Here is a 14,744-nt window from a genome sequence, read left to right as displayed (position 1 = left end):
CCGCGACCGCGACCGCGGCACGGTCCGGCGACCGCGACCACAGCCACAGCCACAGCCACAGCCACAGCCACAGCCACAGCCACAGCCACAGCCACAGCCACAGCCACAGCCAGGGTGCCGTGAAGCCCCTGCCGGCCGCTACGCGTCGATGCGCGAGCGGTCCAGCGTGGCGGCCGAGCTGGCGATGAACTCCTTGCGGGGGGCCACGTCGTTGCCCATGAGCAGGTCGAACACGCCCTCCGCCGCTTCCAGGTCGGAGAGGTTGATCCGGCGCAGGGTGCGGTGGCGCGGGTCCATCGTGGTCTCGGCCAGCTGGTCGGCGTCCATCTCGCCGAGGCCCTTGTACCGCTGGATCGAGTCCTTGTACCGGATGTTCTTGCTCTGGAACTCCAGCAGCCTGTCCCGCAGCTCGCGGTCCGAGTACGTGTAGACGTACTTGTCCTGGCCCTTCTTCGGCTGGACCAGTTCGACCCGGTGCAGCGGCGGCACGGCGGCGAAGACCCGGCCCGCCTCGACCATGGGCCGCATGTAGCGGTGGAAGAGGGTGAGGAGCAGGGTGCGGATGTGGGAGCCGTCCACATCGGCGTCGGTCATCATGATGATCTTGCCGTAGCGTGCCGCGTCCAGATCGAAGGTCCGGCCGGAGCCCGCTCCTATCACCTGGATGATCGCGCCGCACTCGGCATTCTTCAGCATGTCCGTGACGGAGGACTTCTGGACGTTGAGGATCTTGCCGCGGATCGGCAGCAGCGCCTGGAACTCGGAGTTCCGGGCGAGCTTGGCGGTGCCGAGCGCGGAGTCCCCCTCGACGATGAACAGCTCGCTGCGGTCGACGTCGTCGCTGCGGCAGTCGGCGAGCTTGGCGGGCAGCGAGGACGATTCCAGGGCGGTCTTGCGGCGCTGGGCGTCCTTGTGCTGGCGCGCCGCGATGCGGGTGCGGGCGGCGGCGACGGCCTTCTCCAGGACGACGCGCGCCTGCTGGGCGGCGTCCCGCTTGGTGGAGGTCAGGAACGCCTTGAGTTCCTTGGTGATCACGTTGTTCACGATGCGGCGGGCCGCCGAGGTGCCGAGGACCTCCTTGGTCTGCCCCTCGAACTGCGGTTCCGCCAGGCGGACCGTGACGACCGCGGTGAGGCCCTCCAGGGCGTCGTCCTTGACGATGTCGTCCTCGGCGACGCGCAGCATCTTCTTGGCCCGCAGCACCTCGTTCATCGTCTTGGTCACGGCCTGCTCGAAGCCGGCGACATGGGTGCCGCCCTTGGGTGTGGCGATGATGTTGACGAAGGACCGCAGCGTGGTGTCGTAGCCGGTCCCCCAGCGCAGGGCGACGTCCACGCCGAGGTCGCGGGTGACCTCGGTGGGCGTCATCTGGCCGTGCTCGTCCAGGACGGGGACGGTCTCCTTGAAGGTGCCCTGGCCGCTGAGGCGGAGGACGTCGCAGACGGGCCTGTCGCTCGCCAGGTACTCGCAGAACTCGCTGATGCCGCCGTCGAAGCGGAAGGACTCCTCGCCCTTGCTGCCGCCCTCACCCAGTCCGTACTCGTCGCGCACGACGATGGTCAGGCCGGGCACCAGGAAGGCGGTCTGCCGGGCGCGCTGGTGCAGGTTCTCCAGGGAGAGCTTCGCGTCCTTGAGGAAGATCTGGCGGTCGGCCCAGTACCGCACGCGCGTCCCGGTGCGCGACTTGGGGATCTTCTTGGCCTTGCGCAGCCCGCTGCCGGCCTCGAACCTGGCCTCGGGGCCGTTGCCCGTGAACGCCCCGGGCACACCGCGCCGGAAGCTGATCGCGTGCGTGTGGCCGCCGCGGTCGACCTCGACGTCCAGCCGGGCGGACAGCGCGTTGACGACGGAGGCGCCGACGCCGTGCAGACCGCCGGAGGCGGCGTAGGAGCCGCCGCCGAACTTGCCGCCGGCGTGCAGCTTGGTCATGACGACCTCGACACCGGACAGGCCGGTCCTCGGCTCGACGTCGACCGGGATGCCGCGGCCGTTGTCGCGGACCTCCACGGAGCCGTCGTCGTGCAGGACGACCTCGATGTGGTCGCAGACGCCCGCCAGGGCCTCGTCCACGGAGTTGTCGATGATCTCCCACAGGCAGTGCATGAGACCGCGGCTGTCGGTCGACCCGATGTACATGCCGGGGCGCTTGCGCACGGCCTCGAGCCCCTCGAGGACGAGCAGGTGCCGCGCGGTGTAGTTGGAGCCGTCACGGTCTGCTCCTGCCAGCAGCGCTGTGGACGGCACGGACGTATCGGCGGTCACGCGGTTCGCTCCTCGCTGAATTTCAGGTGAGGCCCTGATGGGTAAGGGCGCGGCTTGGGTTGCCGCTCAGAGGGTACCGAGCCCTGGTAGAGCCCTTGTAACGCAACCCTCGACGGCGCTTCAGACTAGTCGAGGAGTCGCATGTACGTTCGATCCCTCGATGGAGTGAAGCACATATCACGTTCCCTTCGGGGCATGAACCATTTAGGCTCCGGGCACGTCCTCATGAACAACCGGCAAGCCGGCCGGGGAGGACCGACCATGACCGACAGCGCGAACCCGTAAGACACACAGAAACGTAATACGGCACATTCGCCGCCAAACCGGCAACGGACAGCCACCTCGGGAAGATTTTTCGAGGAAAAGCCGCGAGCGGGAACGTTTGGGGCTGGTTGGATGTTGACCCTGGTACGACAGCTCGTCGAGCTAGAGAAGAGGCGACGTGACTACTGTTCTGACCCCCGCGAGCCCGCTGACGGCCGCTGATCGCTGCGACCGCTGCGGCGCCCAGGCATACCTGCGCGTCGTCCTGCTGAGCGGCGGAGAACTGCTCTTCTGCGCCCACCACGGTCGCAAGTTCGAGCCGGAACTCAAGAAGATCGCCGCTGAGATACAGGATGAGACGGAGCGCCTCACCTCCGTGCCTGCGACCACGCCCGACGAAGAGCGCTGACCATCTCGCACGACGAGCCAGCTCCGGCACAGGCCGGCGACACGGGCGGTTGCTCCTGATCCACAGGAGCGACCGCCCGTCGTCATGTCCGCCCGAGGCCGCTCAGGCCACGCCCATGGACGGCCGCAGGCCCTTGGACCCCCGCGCGGCACGCAGCGTCCGCACCACGTCGGACACCCGCGTGTAGACGCCTGGGCTCCCCGCCTCCCCGCAGCCGTCCCCCCAGGAGACCAGCCCGATGAGGCGCCCCTGGGCCACCAGCGGTCCCCCGCTGTCGCCCTGGCAGGCGTCCCGTCCACCGGCGCTCTCGCCCGCGCACAGCATGGTCCGGGGCACGTAGGTGCCGTTCGTACTGCCCGGATACGCCCGCTCGCACTGGGCGTCGGGCAGCACATGCACCCGCGCCGCGCGCAGGCTGTGCGGGTAGGCCGCGCCGCCGGTCGTGTCGCCCCAGCCGTAGACGAGGGCGCTCGTCCCCGGCGCGTACGCGGGGTCGCCCGCGCCCGCCATCGGGATGACGGCGCGCTGGGGCAGCGGCTCGGCCAGCGTGAGCACCGCGAAGTCGCCCGAGTTGGTCGCCCGGTCGTAGCGCGGATTGACCCAGGTGGCGCGTACGCGGATCTCCTTGCCCTGTCCGGACAGCAGGTCCGTACGCCCCTCGATGACCTTCAGATCCCGTGTCGGCGGCGCACCGACCACATCACCGGACAGGCAGTGCGCGGCGGTCAGTACGGCATTGCGGGCGACGGCCACGGCCCCGCAGAACTGTCCCGCGCGCGTACCTCCGAACCGGTCACGGCTGGACAGCGCCACGGTCCACGGACTCTGGGCCACATCGACGGGGAAACCCCCGACGACAACGCTGTCAGCGGCGGCGGGAACGGCGTTCACCAGCGGTATCGCGGCCCCCGTGGCCGCCAGCACCAGCGGCCCGGCCAGGGCGCGGGCAATACGGCGTCGCATACGCACTCCTCACTCTGTGGTGATCATCGAACACCCAGAGTCGGGCACGTGGGCGCACGCCGCAGCACGAAGGCCCGGCTCCCCGCACGGGAGAACCGGGCCTCACGGTGTCGCGCGGGTCCTAGTCGAGGTAGTCGCGCAGCACCTGCGAGCGCGACGGGTGGCGCAGCTTCGACATGGTCTTGGACTCGATCTGGCGGATCCGCTCACGCGTGACGCCGTAGACCTTGCCGATCTCGTCGAGGGTCTTGGGCTGGCCGTCGGTGAGACCGAAGCGCATGGAGACGACACCCGCCTCGCGCTCGGACAGGGTGTCGAGCACCGAGTGCAGCTGCTCCTGGAGCAGCGTGAAGCTCACCGCGTCGGCCGGGACGACCGCCTCGGAGTCCTCGATGAGGTCACCGAACTCGCTGTCGCCGTCCTCGCCCAGCGGGGTGTGCAGCGAGATGGGCTCGCGGCCGTACTTCTGGACCTCGATGACCTTCTCCGGGGTCATGTCGAGTTCCTTGGCCAGCTCCTCCGGGGTGGGCTCGCGGCCCAGGTCCTGGAGCATCTGGCGCTGCACGCGCGCGAGCTTGTTGATGACCTCGACCATGTGCACCGGGATACGGATGGTGCGGGCCTGGTCGGCCATGGCGCGGGTGATCGCCTGCCGGATCCACCAGGTGGCGTACGTGGAGAACTTGTAGCCCTTGGTGTAGTCGAACTTCTCGACCGCGCGGATCAGACCGAGGTTGCCCTCCTGGATGAGGTCCAGGAAGAGCATGCCGCGGCCGGTGTAGCGCTTGGCCAGGGAGACCACCAGACGGAGGTTGGCCTCCAGGAGGTGGTTCTTGGCGCGGCGGCCGTCCTCGGCGATGATCTCCAGCTCGCGCTTGAGCTTCGGCGCCAGCTTGTCGGAGTTGGCCAGCTTGTCCTCGGCGAAGAGACCCGCCTCGATGCGCTTGGCCAGTTCGACTTCCTGCTCGGCGTTGAGCAGGGGGACCTTGCCGATCTGCTTGAGGTAGTCCTTGACCGGGTCGGCGGTGGCGCCGGCCGCGGCGACCTGCTGGGCGGGGGCGTCGTCCTCGTCCTCGTCGGAGAGCACGAAACCGGCGCTCTCCGCGCCCTCCGGCTCCTCCGTCGCGCCCTTGGGGTCCTCCAGCACCTCGTCCTCGAGGAGCTCGGCGTCGTCCTTCTTGCCGGCGGTCTTCTTGGCCGTCGTCTTCTTGGCGGCGGCGGTCGTCTTCTTCGCCGCCGTCTTCTTCGCGGCGGCGGTCGTCTTCTTGGCGGCGGCCTTCTTGGCGGGCGCGTCGTCCTCGACCGGGGCGTCGGCGGCGGGCGGCGCCGTCGGCGTGGCGGTGGCGGTGGCCTTCCTGGTGGTCACCGTCTTCGCCGCGACCGTCTTGGTGGCGGTGCGCTTGACCGGACTCTTCGCTGCGACGCTCTTTCGGGTGCGCTTGTTTGGCTCCGCGGCACTGACCATCAGCGTCACACCCTCTTCCTCGAGGATCTGGTTGAGGCTGCGCAGTACGTTCTTCCACTGAGTGGCCGGGATCTGGTCAGCTTCGAAGGCCCGACGCACATCGTCGCCGGCGATCTGCCCCTCAGCCTTTCCCCGCTCAATGAGCGCCATGACAGAGACGGACTCGGCGATCTCCGGCGGGAGCGTACGGGATGTGCTGGCCGACACGAACAACCTCTCGGAACGTTGGAAAACGGCTTCCGGCCCCGTCCTCTGACGGACAGGAGCCGACCACCGGCCTGGGGATTGGGCCGACGGGACGGGCGGGGGCCGGGAAGATGCACAGCGCCATGAACGGCGTCCGTATTCCCTCCGCGGCTGTCACCTCTTAGGTCATCGCGTTGTTCCCATGAGCGTTACGCCCAATCCGCGTGGCCCGAGTCACACCCCGTAAGCGCTTAAAAACGGTCAGAAGTGGACACATGAGATCAGCCGGGGCGGACAGGCTCTCACGAGGGCCGCCCGCCCGTCGCGCGCGACCCCGCCGGGCGCGCGGAGGCGGAGGCGGAAGATCCGGCCGGGTCCCGACCGAGGCCACTCGCCCGCCGGGGCCACCCGTCGGCCGAGGCGCCGGGAGGGTGACACGAGGACAGTGCGACGGCGCGAGGACGACGAGACGGCGAGACGGCGAGACGGCGAGGAGAGGACGACGGAGGGACGGGCTGGAGCGGCGGAGCCGAGGGAGGCGAGCCGCGGTCCGGGGGCACGGGAGGGCGGCAGGTCTCCGGCCGTGCCGCCCGCGCCCCGGCGCGTCGCCCGCGGTTCAGTGCTCGCGCGGCGCGGGCACCACTCGCTCGATCTCGGGGTGCACCGTGAGGAGCTGGCGCATGGCGCCCTCCGCCGCGGCGCCGTCGCCCGCCGCGAGCGCGTCGACGATCCGGGCGTGCTGCCCCACCGAGGCGTCGTTCGGCCGGTCGCAGCCCGTGACGGGGCCGCCCGACACGTGCAGGGCGGACGAGACGATCCCGGAGAGGTGCTCCAGCATCCGGTTGCCCGCGACCTGGATGAGCAGGCCGTGGAACTCCGTGTCGGCCCGGGAGAAGGTCAGCGCGTCACCCTGCGCAAGGGCGTGGCCCATGATCTCGACCATGTCGGCGAGGCGCTGCTGGACGTCCTCGCGTCCGTGTCCCGCGGCGAGGCGCGCGGCGAGCGGCTCGATCGTCCAGCGCAGCTCGCTCAGCTCACGGCGCTGGTCGTCGCGCTGCGGCCCGAAGGCCCGCCACTCGATGATGTCGGGATCGAGGAGGTTCCAGTCGCTGACCGGGCGCACCCGCGTGCCGACGTTGGGACGCGCGCTGACCAGGCCCTTGGCCTCCAGCACGCGGAGCGACTCCCGGACGACGGTGCGGGAGACCTCGAAGCGCTGGCCGATCTCCTCGGGAACCAGCGGGCGGTCGGCGCCCAGGTCGCCCGAGACGATCATCTGACCGAGCTGCTGGACGAGTTGGCCGTGCAGGCCGCGGCCGCGGCTGCCGGCGGCGCGCCGGCCGACGCGCCCCAGCTCGGGGTCCGCGCCCTCCCAGGCAGGACTTCCGACGCGGTCGGGGACGGGCGCCTCGGCGTAGGGGTAGCGGTCGAGTCCGCCCGGTCCGGCCAGGCCGGAGTCGGTGGAGCGGGCGGCGGTCATCATGGTGTGCGCAAGGGTACTCACGGATCCTTTGTCGGCGCTGCCTCCAACTCCCTTGAGGTCTTTGGTGAAAAGCACACGAAAGGGTGATCGCTCACTCCGTCGCAATTGACGCCTTATCGGAAAGAAATGTGCTTTCCGCGGGGAGTTGCGCCCGATGCGCGATCGAATGAGCGCGAACCCTGCTCATCGGGCTCTGCTCCGCAGGACCGTCAGCAGATACCCACCGAGCAGCGCGCCGAGCGACAACACCAGGACGCTGCCCATCGGTTGGGCGACCACGCGGGCCGCGGCGGAGAGCCAGCGATCCCCGCCGAAGGGCCACGGCAGCAGGAACGTCTCGTGCAGCCGCGCGGGCAGTCCGGCGGTGTCCCAGGCGGCGCCGCCCAGCGCCTCCTGCACCAGCGGTACGCCGACGACCGGCACGGCGAGCACCGCGGCCAGCCCCGCGGTCGCGGACCGGAACACTCCCGAGGCCAGCACCCCGGTCCAGCCGCAGCCGATCACGAGGCCGGTCCAACTCGCGGCCGGGGCGAGCCAGTCACCGGGGACCTGGGTCAGTTCCCCGCCGTAGACGAGGTACAGCAGCTCGGCGTCGCAGCCGATGGTGAGGAAGGCCAGCAGCGCCGCCGTGGCCGTGGCGACGAGGAGCTTGGCGGCGAGCAGTCCCAGGCGGCGGGGCACGGTGCCCCGGTCCGCCGCCAGCGCGGGGTGCCGGAACTCGTCGCCGAAGGCGAGCGCTCCGAGCAGTCCCGCGCCGAGCGCCGCCGGCGGCAGTGGCAGCTGCTGCGGCCACGCCGCCAGCAACCGGGGCTGCGGCGTATGGCCGATGCGCCCCATGACCAGGGCCGTGAGGGCGGAGACGACGAGCACGGCCGCGCAGACGGCGAATCCGGTGCCGATGCCCAGAGCGCGGCGCAGTTCGTAGCGCACGGGGCGCAGCGGTCCCGCGCCGGGGCGGACGGCGATGGGGGGCGGCAACGGCGACGAGGCATCCGCCGTGACGACCTCGGCGGGGCGGGGCGTGGGGATCGAGGGCTGCGTGGCGGACGGGTGTGCGGTGACCGAGTGCGTGGCGGACGCCTGCGGGCCCGGTGCCCGAGCAGTCCCTTGTGGCTGGGGATCCGGCTGCGGGCCGGGCTGCGCTCCTTGCGGGTGCGCGTGCGGGTGCGGGCCGGGGCGCCGTCGTGCCGAGGGCCGCGCGCCGGGGGTGCCCTCCGGGGACTGCTCCGGCGCGCCGGCGCGATCCCCGCGGCCGGTGCGGGGTGCATCGCCGGGACGGGCCCGTACGCCACCGACGTGCGGGCGTGCCGCCGTGGGCACGCCGTCGGCGGGTGCGGCGGCCGTCGTCGAACCCTCGGCGTGCGCGGCGACGGAGACGGCCTCGGGGCGGCCGTGGTCGAGGAGAGCGGCGGCGACCGTCTCCTCGGCCTCCTTTCGAGACGTGGCGCCCGGCCCGCCCGGAGCGGTGGCGGCGACGGCTCCGCCTCGGTCCGCTGCGGCACGCGCGTTCCCTCCCGGCTCGCCGACCGCTCCGCCGCCGTCGCGCACCAGGGAGCCGGAGGGAACGGAGGGGACGGCCCCCGACCCCGGGGCCTGCCCCGAAGCCGGAGCAGCCGAAGTCTCTCCGGCGGCGGGGGCGCCGGGCTCCCCGGCCTGCGCCCGCTCGGCGAAGGGGTGCTCCGCAGTGGGGCGCTCGGCCCCGGCACCGGCGCCCATGTCGCCCACCTCGTGGGAGAGTTGGTGCACCAGGATGCCGTGGCGGAACGCGGCCTCCCCGACGTCGGCGCACGTACTGCCGTAGACGGACAGGCGATTGCCGTCCTCCCGCACGACCTCCACGGAGCGCTGGGCGGTGCGGGCCTCCTTGGCCAGCAGGGCGGCGAGACGGGCGGCGTGCGGACTGAGGACCGCGACGCGAGGACGCAGCCGGTGGCGGGCGAAGTCCGTCGCCTCCTGGTCGGCCACGACGCTGCCGCGCTCCAGCGTGACGACCCGGTCTGCCGTACGCGCGGCCTCTTTGGGGTCGTCCGTGGCGAACAGCACCGTGCCGCCCCGGCTCGCGTGGGCCCGCAGCATGCCGTGCAGCCAGCGGCCCTCCCGCGGGGAGACGCCGCCCGCCGGATGGTCGAGCACCAGTGTGTGCGGGTCGGACAGCAGGACGCACGCCAGGCCGAGCCGCCGGTCCATGCCGCGCGACAGCATGCCCAGACGTTCGTCGCGGAAGCTGACGAGTCCGACCGCCTCCAGCACTTCGTCGGCCCGCCGGGCCGGAAGTCCCGCCGCCGCGCACAGCATCCGCAGATGACCCCGGACCGAACGGGAGGGATGGCCGGGCACGTCACCCAGGAGGACACCGACCTCACGCGCCGGATGGGCGATGCGGTGCAGGGGCCGGCCCTTGAAGTAGGTGATTCCCCGGCCCTGTTGGAGTTCGAGCATGAGTCTGAGCGTGGTCGTCTTGCCCGCGCCCGCGGTCCCCAGGAGCGCGGTGACACGCCCCGAGTGCGCCTCGAAGGAGACGTCGTCGACGGCGGGCGAACGGCCCTTGCGGGAGTCGCTGGTCAATCCGAAGGCCTGGATCACCCGCAGCAAGATAGCCGTTATGTACCTTTTTTCCGGTTTGCAACGCGCGTACGGCCGACACCGCCGCCCTCGGTCCCCGTCTCAGACCTCCGGGCGCAGCATGGGCGGGTTGAGCAACGTGGCCCCGCCCGCCCGGAACAGCTGGGCGGGCCGGCCGCCCTGCCGCGTGGTCGTGCCCCCGGTCGGCACCAGGAAGCCCGGCGTCCCCGTCACCTTGCGATGGAAGTTGCGCGGGTCGAGCGCCACTCCCCACACCGCCTCGTAGACGCGCCGCAGTTCACCGACGGTGAATTCCGGCGGGCAGAACGCGGTCGCCAGCGACGAGTACTCGATCTTCGACCGGGCCCGCTCGACCCCGTCGGCCAGGATCCGGGCGTGGTCGAAGGCGAGCGGTGCCGCGGCTTCGCCGTCCCGGCCGTAGCCGTCGTGCTGGAGCAGCTCCGCCACGGACGCCCAGCGGGCGTCACCGGCGTCACCACCGGGCCGGGGCGCGGGCAGATCGGGCGCGAGGGCGAGGTGGGCGACGCTGACGACGCGCATCCGCGGATCACGGCCCGGGTCGCCGTAGGTCGCCAGCTGCTCCAGGTGCGCGCCGTTGTCCTGGACCGGTGCGGCGGGGTCGTGGACGCACAGGCCCGCCTCCTCCTCCAGTTCGCGCGCCGCGGCCTGCGCCAGATCCTCGTCCTCCCGCACGAAGCCACCGGGAAGCGCCCACCGCCCCTGGAACGGAGGCTCCCCCCTGCGCACCGCCAGCGCGCACAGGGCGTGGCGGCGCACGGTCAGCACGACCAGGTCCACGGTGACAGCGAAGGGCGGAAAGGCTGACGGGTCGTAGGACATGCCGTGATCATAGTCGTCTGCCTGACGATAAACACTCCCTTCGCCGGTCGCAGCGACGAGCGGTCCGCGCGGCCGCGCCGGACGCCCCGTCCTCGCGTCCCGGCCACTCTGCGCACCATGCCGGGCAAGGTCATACCCCCAGTTGCAGCCCCTCGGCCGCCTCCTCGACCAGGGCGAGGCCGAGCCTGCTGACCCGTACCGAGAAGGGGGCGCCGGCGACCCGCAGCCCGGTGAGGCCGATCTCCCCGAGCGGCGCCGCACGCACCGGCCGCAGGGTGACCGTCCCGGCGGGAGTGTCGGGCCGGATGCCGACGAGCGCGGTGAGCAGCAGGACCGCGGCGGACGCGGCCGTCGCCGAGGGGCGGCAGGCCGCCGGGTGCGGAACGGGCGCGCCGCCGTCCGTGCGCTGCTCTCCGGCGAACATCTCGGGCAGCCGGTGTCCGAAGGCCCCGGCCGCCGCCAGGATGCCCCGCAGCAGGGCACCGGCCTCCTCCTCGTGGCCCGCCGCCGCCAGACCGGCGACGGCGACGGCCGTCTCGGCCACCCGCACCGCCCCGGCACGGTGGCCGAAGGGGTTGTAACCGGCCTCCTTTGCGGCGAGCCCGCGCAGTCCCCAGCCCGAGTCCATCGTGGGCCCGCGCAGCAGCCGGGCGAGCTGACCGGTTCGCGTCTCGTCGAGGAGTCCGGGCGCCTGCCGTCCACCGCCCAGCAGGCCGGTGTCGAGCAGGTGGGCGGCGGAGGCGTCGAGGTGCGTGAGCAGCCGCCCGTCGGGTGCCCTGCCGGCCGCGGGTCTGCCGCCGCCGCGGTCGTCGACCCAGAAGTCGTCCCGGAACGCCGTGCGCAGGTGCTGGGCCCACTGCCGCAGTTCGTCCGCGCCCGGTCTGCCGAAGGCGTCGAGCAGGTCCGCTCCGAGCAGCGCCGCCCGGTGGGCGTGCGCCTGGATCTCGCAGCGCACGGGTCTGCCGGGCAGTTGATCGCACAGATATGTGCCGTCCCCCACGGACGCGCGCAGCCAGGTGAGGCAGCCCTCGGCCGCGGGCAGCAGGTCCTCCGCCTCCCGCTCGGGAAGGCCCCAGCGGCGGGCTTCGGCGAGCAGCGCGGGGAAGAGCAGGGTCGCCTCCGTGCCGGTGCAGCCGGGCGGCAGGTGGGGGCCCGCGTCGCGGCGCGGTCCGGGGATCATCCCGGTCCGCCGGCCTGGACCGGTGTGCTGGGTGCGGGCCAGGGTGCGCAGGGTGCTCACGGCCAGCCGGGTGCCCAGGGGCAGCGCCATCCGGGCGGCGGCCAGCGCCTCGGCCGGGGCCAGGCCGCACCGCCACGGGGCCCCGGCCGCCAGGTGCAGGTCGGACGGAGCGGCCGGGTCGCGCAGCAGCAGGGCGTGCAGGTCGTCGATGCCGGTGCGCAGCAGTTCCGCCACCCCGGGGGTGTCGCCGGTGGCCCGCGCGGGCGCCAGCGGACTCGTGGCGGTGCGGCCCACGGCCCGCAGGGGGCCCGCGCCGTCCTGCCGCACCCGCAGTTCCACGGTGGCCGTGCCGCCCGGGGGCAGCTCGAACTCCCAGCGCAGCAGGCCCGCGGAGGCCAGTGCTTCGGCGGGCGGCGGGTCCGCGGTGACCGATGCGCTGGTGGCGCCGCGAGACCAGCGCAGACCGGAGCCGCGTACGCTCGCGGGCCGTTCCTCGCCCGCGCCTCCACGGGCGATCTGGCCGAGGTCCGCGAGGTCGGTACCGAGGGCCACCTCCATGGGGAGCCGCAGCGGGCGCGGCGAGGTGCTGCGCAGGGTGATCCGCTCCGTGCCGTCCGCGTCCCGTACGCGCTCCACCAGCACATCGGGGTCCGGGCCCGTGCCCGGCGAGGCGCGCAGGGTGCCGACGAAGCGGACCCGGTCGGCGGCGGTCATCAGGGCCTGGACGCCGAGCGGTTCACGCCCGGCGACGCGTACCTGGCAGCGGGAGAGGAGGCGCCGTCCGGAGCGGTAGAAGCCCTCCAGACCGCGCCCGCTCAGCTGCCCCTGGGCGGACGAGACCGCCAGCCCGGGGAGGGCCACGCAGATCATGACGTCATGGGCGGCGGGCAGCTCCGCGGGACTGCCGGGGAGCGAGCGCGGCGCCCGGGTCCGGGATTCACCCGGCACGAGCGCGGCGTACCGCGGGGGCGCGGCGAGGCGCTGCCCCACGGGGCTCACGGGGGTGCTGAAGACCGCGGCGCCGCCGGTGGGGCAGGGCGGAGTCGGCTGGTGCATGGGACGGCTTCCTCTGCGCTCTCGGGGCCTCGGCGAGTACGGCGCCCGGCACCGGGGGCGGCTCCGAAGCGACCTGGGGGGGGCGGGGTGGCCTGGGCAGGTGTTCCGCCACTCAGGTGAACGGCGCGGAGCGGGGCCGGGTCACGCCCGGGACCGGTGAAGCCGACCGAATGGCGGCGGTACGGAGGGCCGGGAAGTGTGACGAGAGGGGTGGGAGAGGTGGAGAGGCGAGAGGGATGACAGGGGTGGGAGAGGTGCAGATGCAAGGGGTGGGAGGGATGACAGGGCCGGGCGGGATGAGAGGGGTGCGACGGTTCGGGCCGTACGGCGGGTTCATGCGCCGTCCCCGGACGGGTCGGGCCGCGACTCATGGATCGGTCGGCGGCCGCCGCGGCGACCCGGATCCGCCGCGCCCGCGGCACGCGGGCGTGTGCGGCCGGACGGCCTGACGGTGCCGGGGCCGGACGCCGCCGCGGCACCTCGTACGCGACGCCGCCGGCCGGACGGGGCCGCTGCCACCGCCGGTGCGCACCTGCTGCGGGGGCCGGGCGCCGGATGCCGCTCCGCGTCGGTGCCGGGCGCCGCGCCCTGAGGACCCTTTGCCCTCCTTGTGCCCTGCGCTTCCGTCTCCGCTTCCGCTTCCGGGCCGTGCTGCTCGCCGGACGATCGCGGGGCAGGCCCCTCGGGCGGGTCCTCGACGGCTGCTTCTTCCACCTCGGCCGGCTGCAGGCGTCCCGTGCGCTCCGCGCGGAGGCAACGGCGGACCGACTCCGGGTCCAGCCCCTCGTTGCACGCTTGGTGGAGGAGGCGGGCGAAGAGGTAGTCGGGGTCCGCGCCCAACGCCATGGCGAGGGCTTCACGGGCCTCCAGGCCGTCGCCCGAGGACCAGGCGACCCAGCCCGCCAGGGTGAGCGGCGCGGCCGCGTGTTCCCCGTAGGGGCCGACACAGCGGCGGGCCAGCGCCCGCCAGAGGCGGAGGGCGGGGGCCGCTTCGTCCCCCTCCATCCACTCGGCCGCGCGGTCGCGCGTCGTGCGGTCCTGAAGGCCGAGGATCAGGACGGCCGCTTCACCGTCGTCGAGCAGCCGGTCGTCGCGGAGGTCGGCGGCGACCGTGCCCGGGACGACGGGTGCGTCGGCGAAGCGGCGCAGGACGCGCCCGGCGAGTCCCAGTGTCTCCTCGGCCACCCCGGCACGGCTCACCTCGTCGAGGATCCTCGGCACCAGGGCCCGGCCCGCCGTGTCCAGCGCGGTCTCCTGCGCGCGTGCCGCCGAGGTCTCCATGGGGAGCAGCCTGGCCCGCAGCTCCTTCAGGCTGCCGCGCACCTGAAGTCCGGCGTACGCCGCCGCCGCGGCCAGCACCGAGGTGCCGGGCAGGCCCATGGGCCATCCCTCCTCGGGGCAGCATCCGTCGGTCGGGCAGCAGTACGACCAGAAACGGCCACCGGAGATGCACAGGGCCTCGATCACCGGGACGTCGAGGAGACCGCACTGCCTGCGCAGCATCTGGGCCAGTGGCTGCAACCGCCGCGCGACCTCCCCCGCCGTCTCGCCGTTCGCCGGCTCCTGGCAGAGGAAGGCGACCAGTTGCTCGGGCATCACCCCTCTGCGCTCGCTGCCCGTGATCAGTCCCCGCGCCAACTGCCGGGCCGCCTCCGGCCAGTCGTCGTGGTCGGACGGGATGCCGACCCTGGCCCTGCCGCCGAACCTGCCGTGGCCGTCCTGGTCGTGCAGGGCGACCAGGACGATGCTGTCCTCTGGGCGGTAGCCGAGCAGATACGGCAGGGCGTCGGCCAGTTCGGCCGGGGTGCGCAGGGTGATCTGGTGGTTCGGTCCGGTTCCGTCGTACGTGATGTCACCAGAGCCGAGGGACCCGCTTCCGAAGGGCTCGGTCCCGGAAGGGCCCACCCCGAAGGCTTCCCCACCGAATGGTCCGTCTCCGAAGGAAGGTCCGCTTCCGCACGATCCAGTCGTTTCGCCGTGATTCGTCATGCCCTGACGATCTCGCGGAATCCAGCATTTCGCTTTCGCCTGTGGATAAGTCGGGCCAGGGACA

At 72.9% G+C, this 14,744-nt stretch carries 9 protein-coding genes; 1 reads left to right on the top strand and 8 read right to left on the bottom strand.

Annotated elements, in window-relative coordinates:
• Positions 1–138: 138 nt before the first annotated feature.
• Positions 139–2,262 carry a DNA gyrase/topoisomerase IV subunit B gene (locus A8713_RS23920; RefSeq protein WP_064535636.1) on the bottom strand — a complete coding sequence of 708 codons (2,124 nt, stop codon included), beginning with the start codon at positions 2,260–2,262 and terminating at the stop codon, positions 139–141.
• A 442-nt stretch (positions 2,263–2,704) separates the two neighbouring features.
• On the opposite strand from A8713_RS23920, the gene A8713_RS23915 reads away from it, so the two are divergent.
• Positions 2,705–2,935 (top strand): DUF7455 domain-containing protein, encoded by a 231-nt coding sequence (locus A8713_RS23915; protein ID WP_018564671.1) that lies wholly within the window; start codon positions 2,705–2,707, stop codon positions 2,933–2,935.
• Positions 2,936–3,037: 102 nt separating this feature from the next.
• Here the strand turns inward: A8713_RS23915 and A8713_RS23910 are convergent, their stop codons facing one another.
• From A8713_RS23910 to A8713_RS23880, 7 genes are all read right to left on the bottom strand, one after another.
• A complete protein-coding gene (locus A8713_RS23910) occupies positions 3,038–3,898 on the bottom strand; it encodes a S1 family peptidase (protein ID WP_064535635.1) in 861 nt (286 codons plus the stop codon).
• A gap of 121 nt (positions 3,899–4,019) precedes the next feature.
• Entirely contained in the window at positions 4,020–5,570 is a 1,551-nt protein-coding gene (locus tag A8713_RS23905) for an RNA polymerase sigma factor (RefSeq protein WP_064537675.1), read from the bottom strand.
• Between the two features lie 595 nt (positions 5,571–6,165).
• Positions 6,166–7,053: a FadR/GntR family transcriptional regulator gene (locus A8713_RS23900; RefSeq protein ID WP_079159098.1), complete on the bottom strand. Its 888-nt coding sequence runs from the start codon at positions 7,051–7,053 to the stop codon at positions 6,166–6,168.
• A 162-nt stretch (positions 7,054–7,215) separates the two neighbouring features.
• Positions 7,216–9,615 (bottom strand): ABC transporter ATP-binding protein, encoded by a 2,400-nt coding sequence (locus A8713_RS23895; protein WP_064535633.1) that lies wholly within the window; start codon positions 9,613–9,615, stop codon positions 7,216–7,218.
• A gap of 81 nt (positions 9,616–9,696) precedes the next feature.
• A complete protein-coding gene (locus tag A8713_RS23890; protein WP_064535632.1) occupies positions 9,697–10,455 on the bottom strand; it encodes an NUDIX hydrolase in 759 nt (252 codons plus the stop codon).
• 130 nt (positions 10,456–10,585) lie between these two features.
• Positions 10,586–12,691: a glycogen debranching N-terminal domain-containing protein gene (locus A8713_RS23885; RefSeq protein ID WP_443069745.1), complete on the bottom strand. Its 2,106-nt coding sequence runs from the start codon at positions 12,689–12,691 to the stop codon at positions 10,586–10,588.
• A gap of 333 nt (positions 12,692–13,024) precedes the next feature.
• Complete coding sequence (locus A8713_RS23880; RefSeq protein ID WP_079159097.1) at positions 13,025–14,680, bottom strand: DUF4192 domain-containing protein; 1,656 nt, start codon at positions 14,678–14,680, stop codon at positions 13,025–13,027.
• Positions 14,681–14,744: the final 64 nt, after the last annotated feature.

It is taken from the genome of Streptomyces sp. SAT1 (genome assembly GCF_001654495.1).
Classification (GTDB): domain Bacteria; phylum Actinomycetota; class Actinomycetes; order Streptomycetales; family Streptomycetaceae; genus Streptomyces; species Streptomyces andamanensis.
Note: the sequence above shows the minus strand (reverse complement) of the source record. Positions and strands in the feature narration are given on the sequence as shown.

Excerpts from the sequence above, each read along its gene's own strand:
- A8713_RS23910 (WP_064535635.1), bottom strand. The coding sequence starts at position 3,898 with ATGCGACGCCGTATTGCCCGCGCCCTGGCCGGGCCGCTGGTGCTGGCG.
- A8713_RS23880 (WP_079159097.1), bottom strand. The coding sequence starts at position 14,680 with ATGACGAATCACGGCGAAACGACTGGATCGTGCGGAAGCGGACCTTCC.
- A8713_RS23890 (WP_064535632.1), bottom strand. The coding sequence starts at position 10,455 with ATGTCCTACGACCCGTCAGCCTTTCCGCCCTTCGCTGTCACCGTGGAC.
- A8713_RS23885 (WP_443069745.1), bottom strand. The coding sequence starts at position 12,691 with ATGCACCAGCCGACTCCGCCCTGCCCCACCGGCGGCGCCGCGGTCTTC.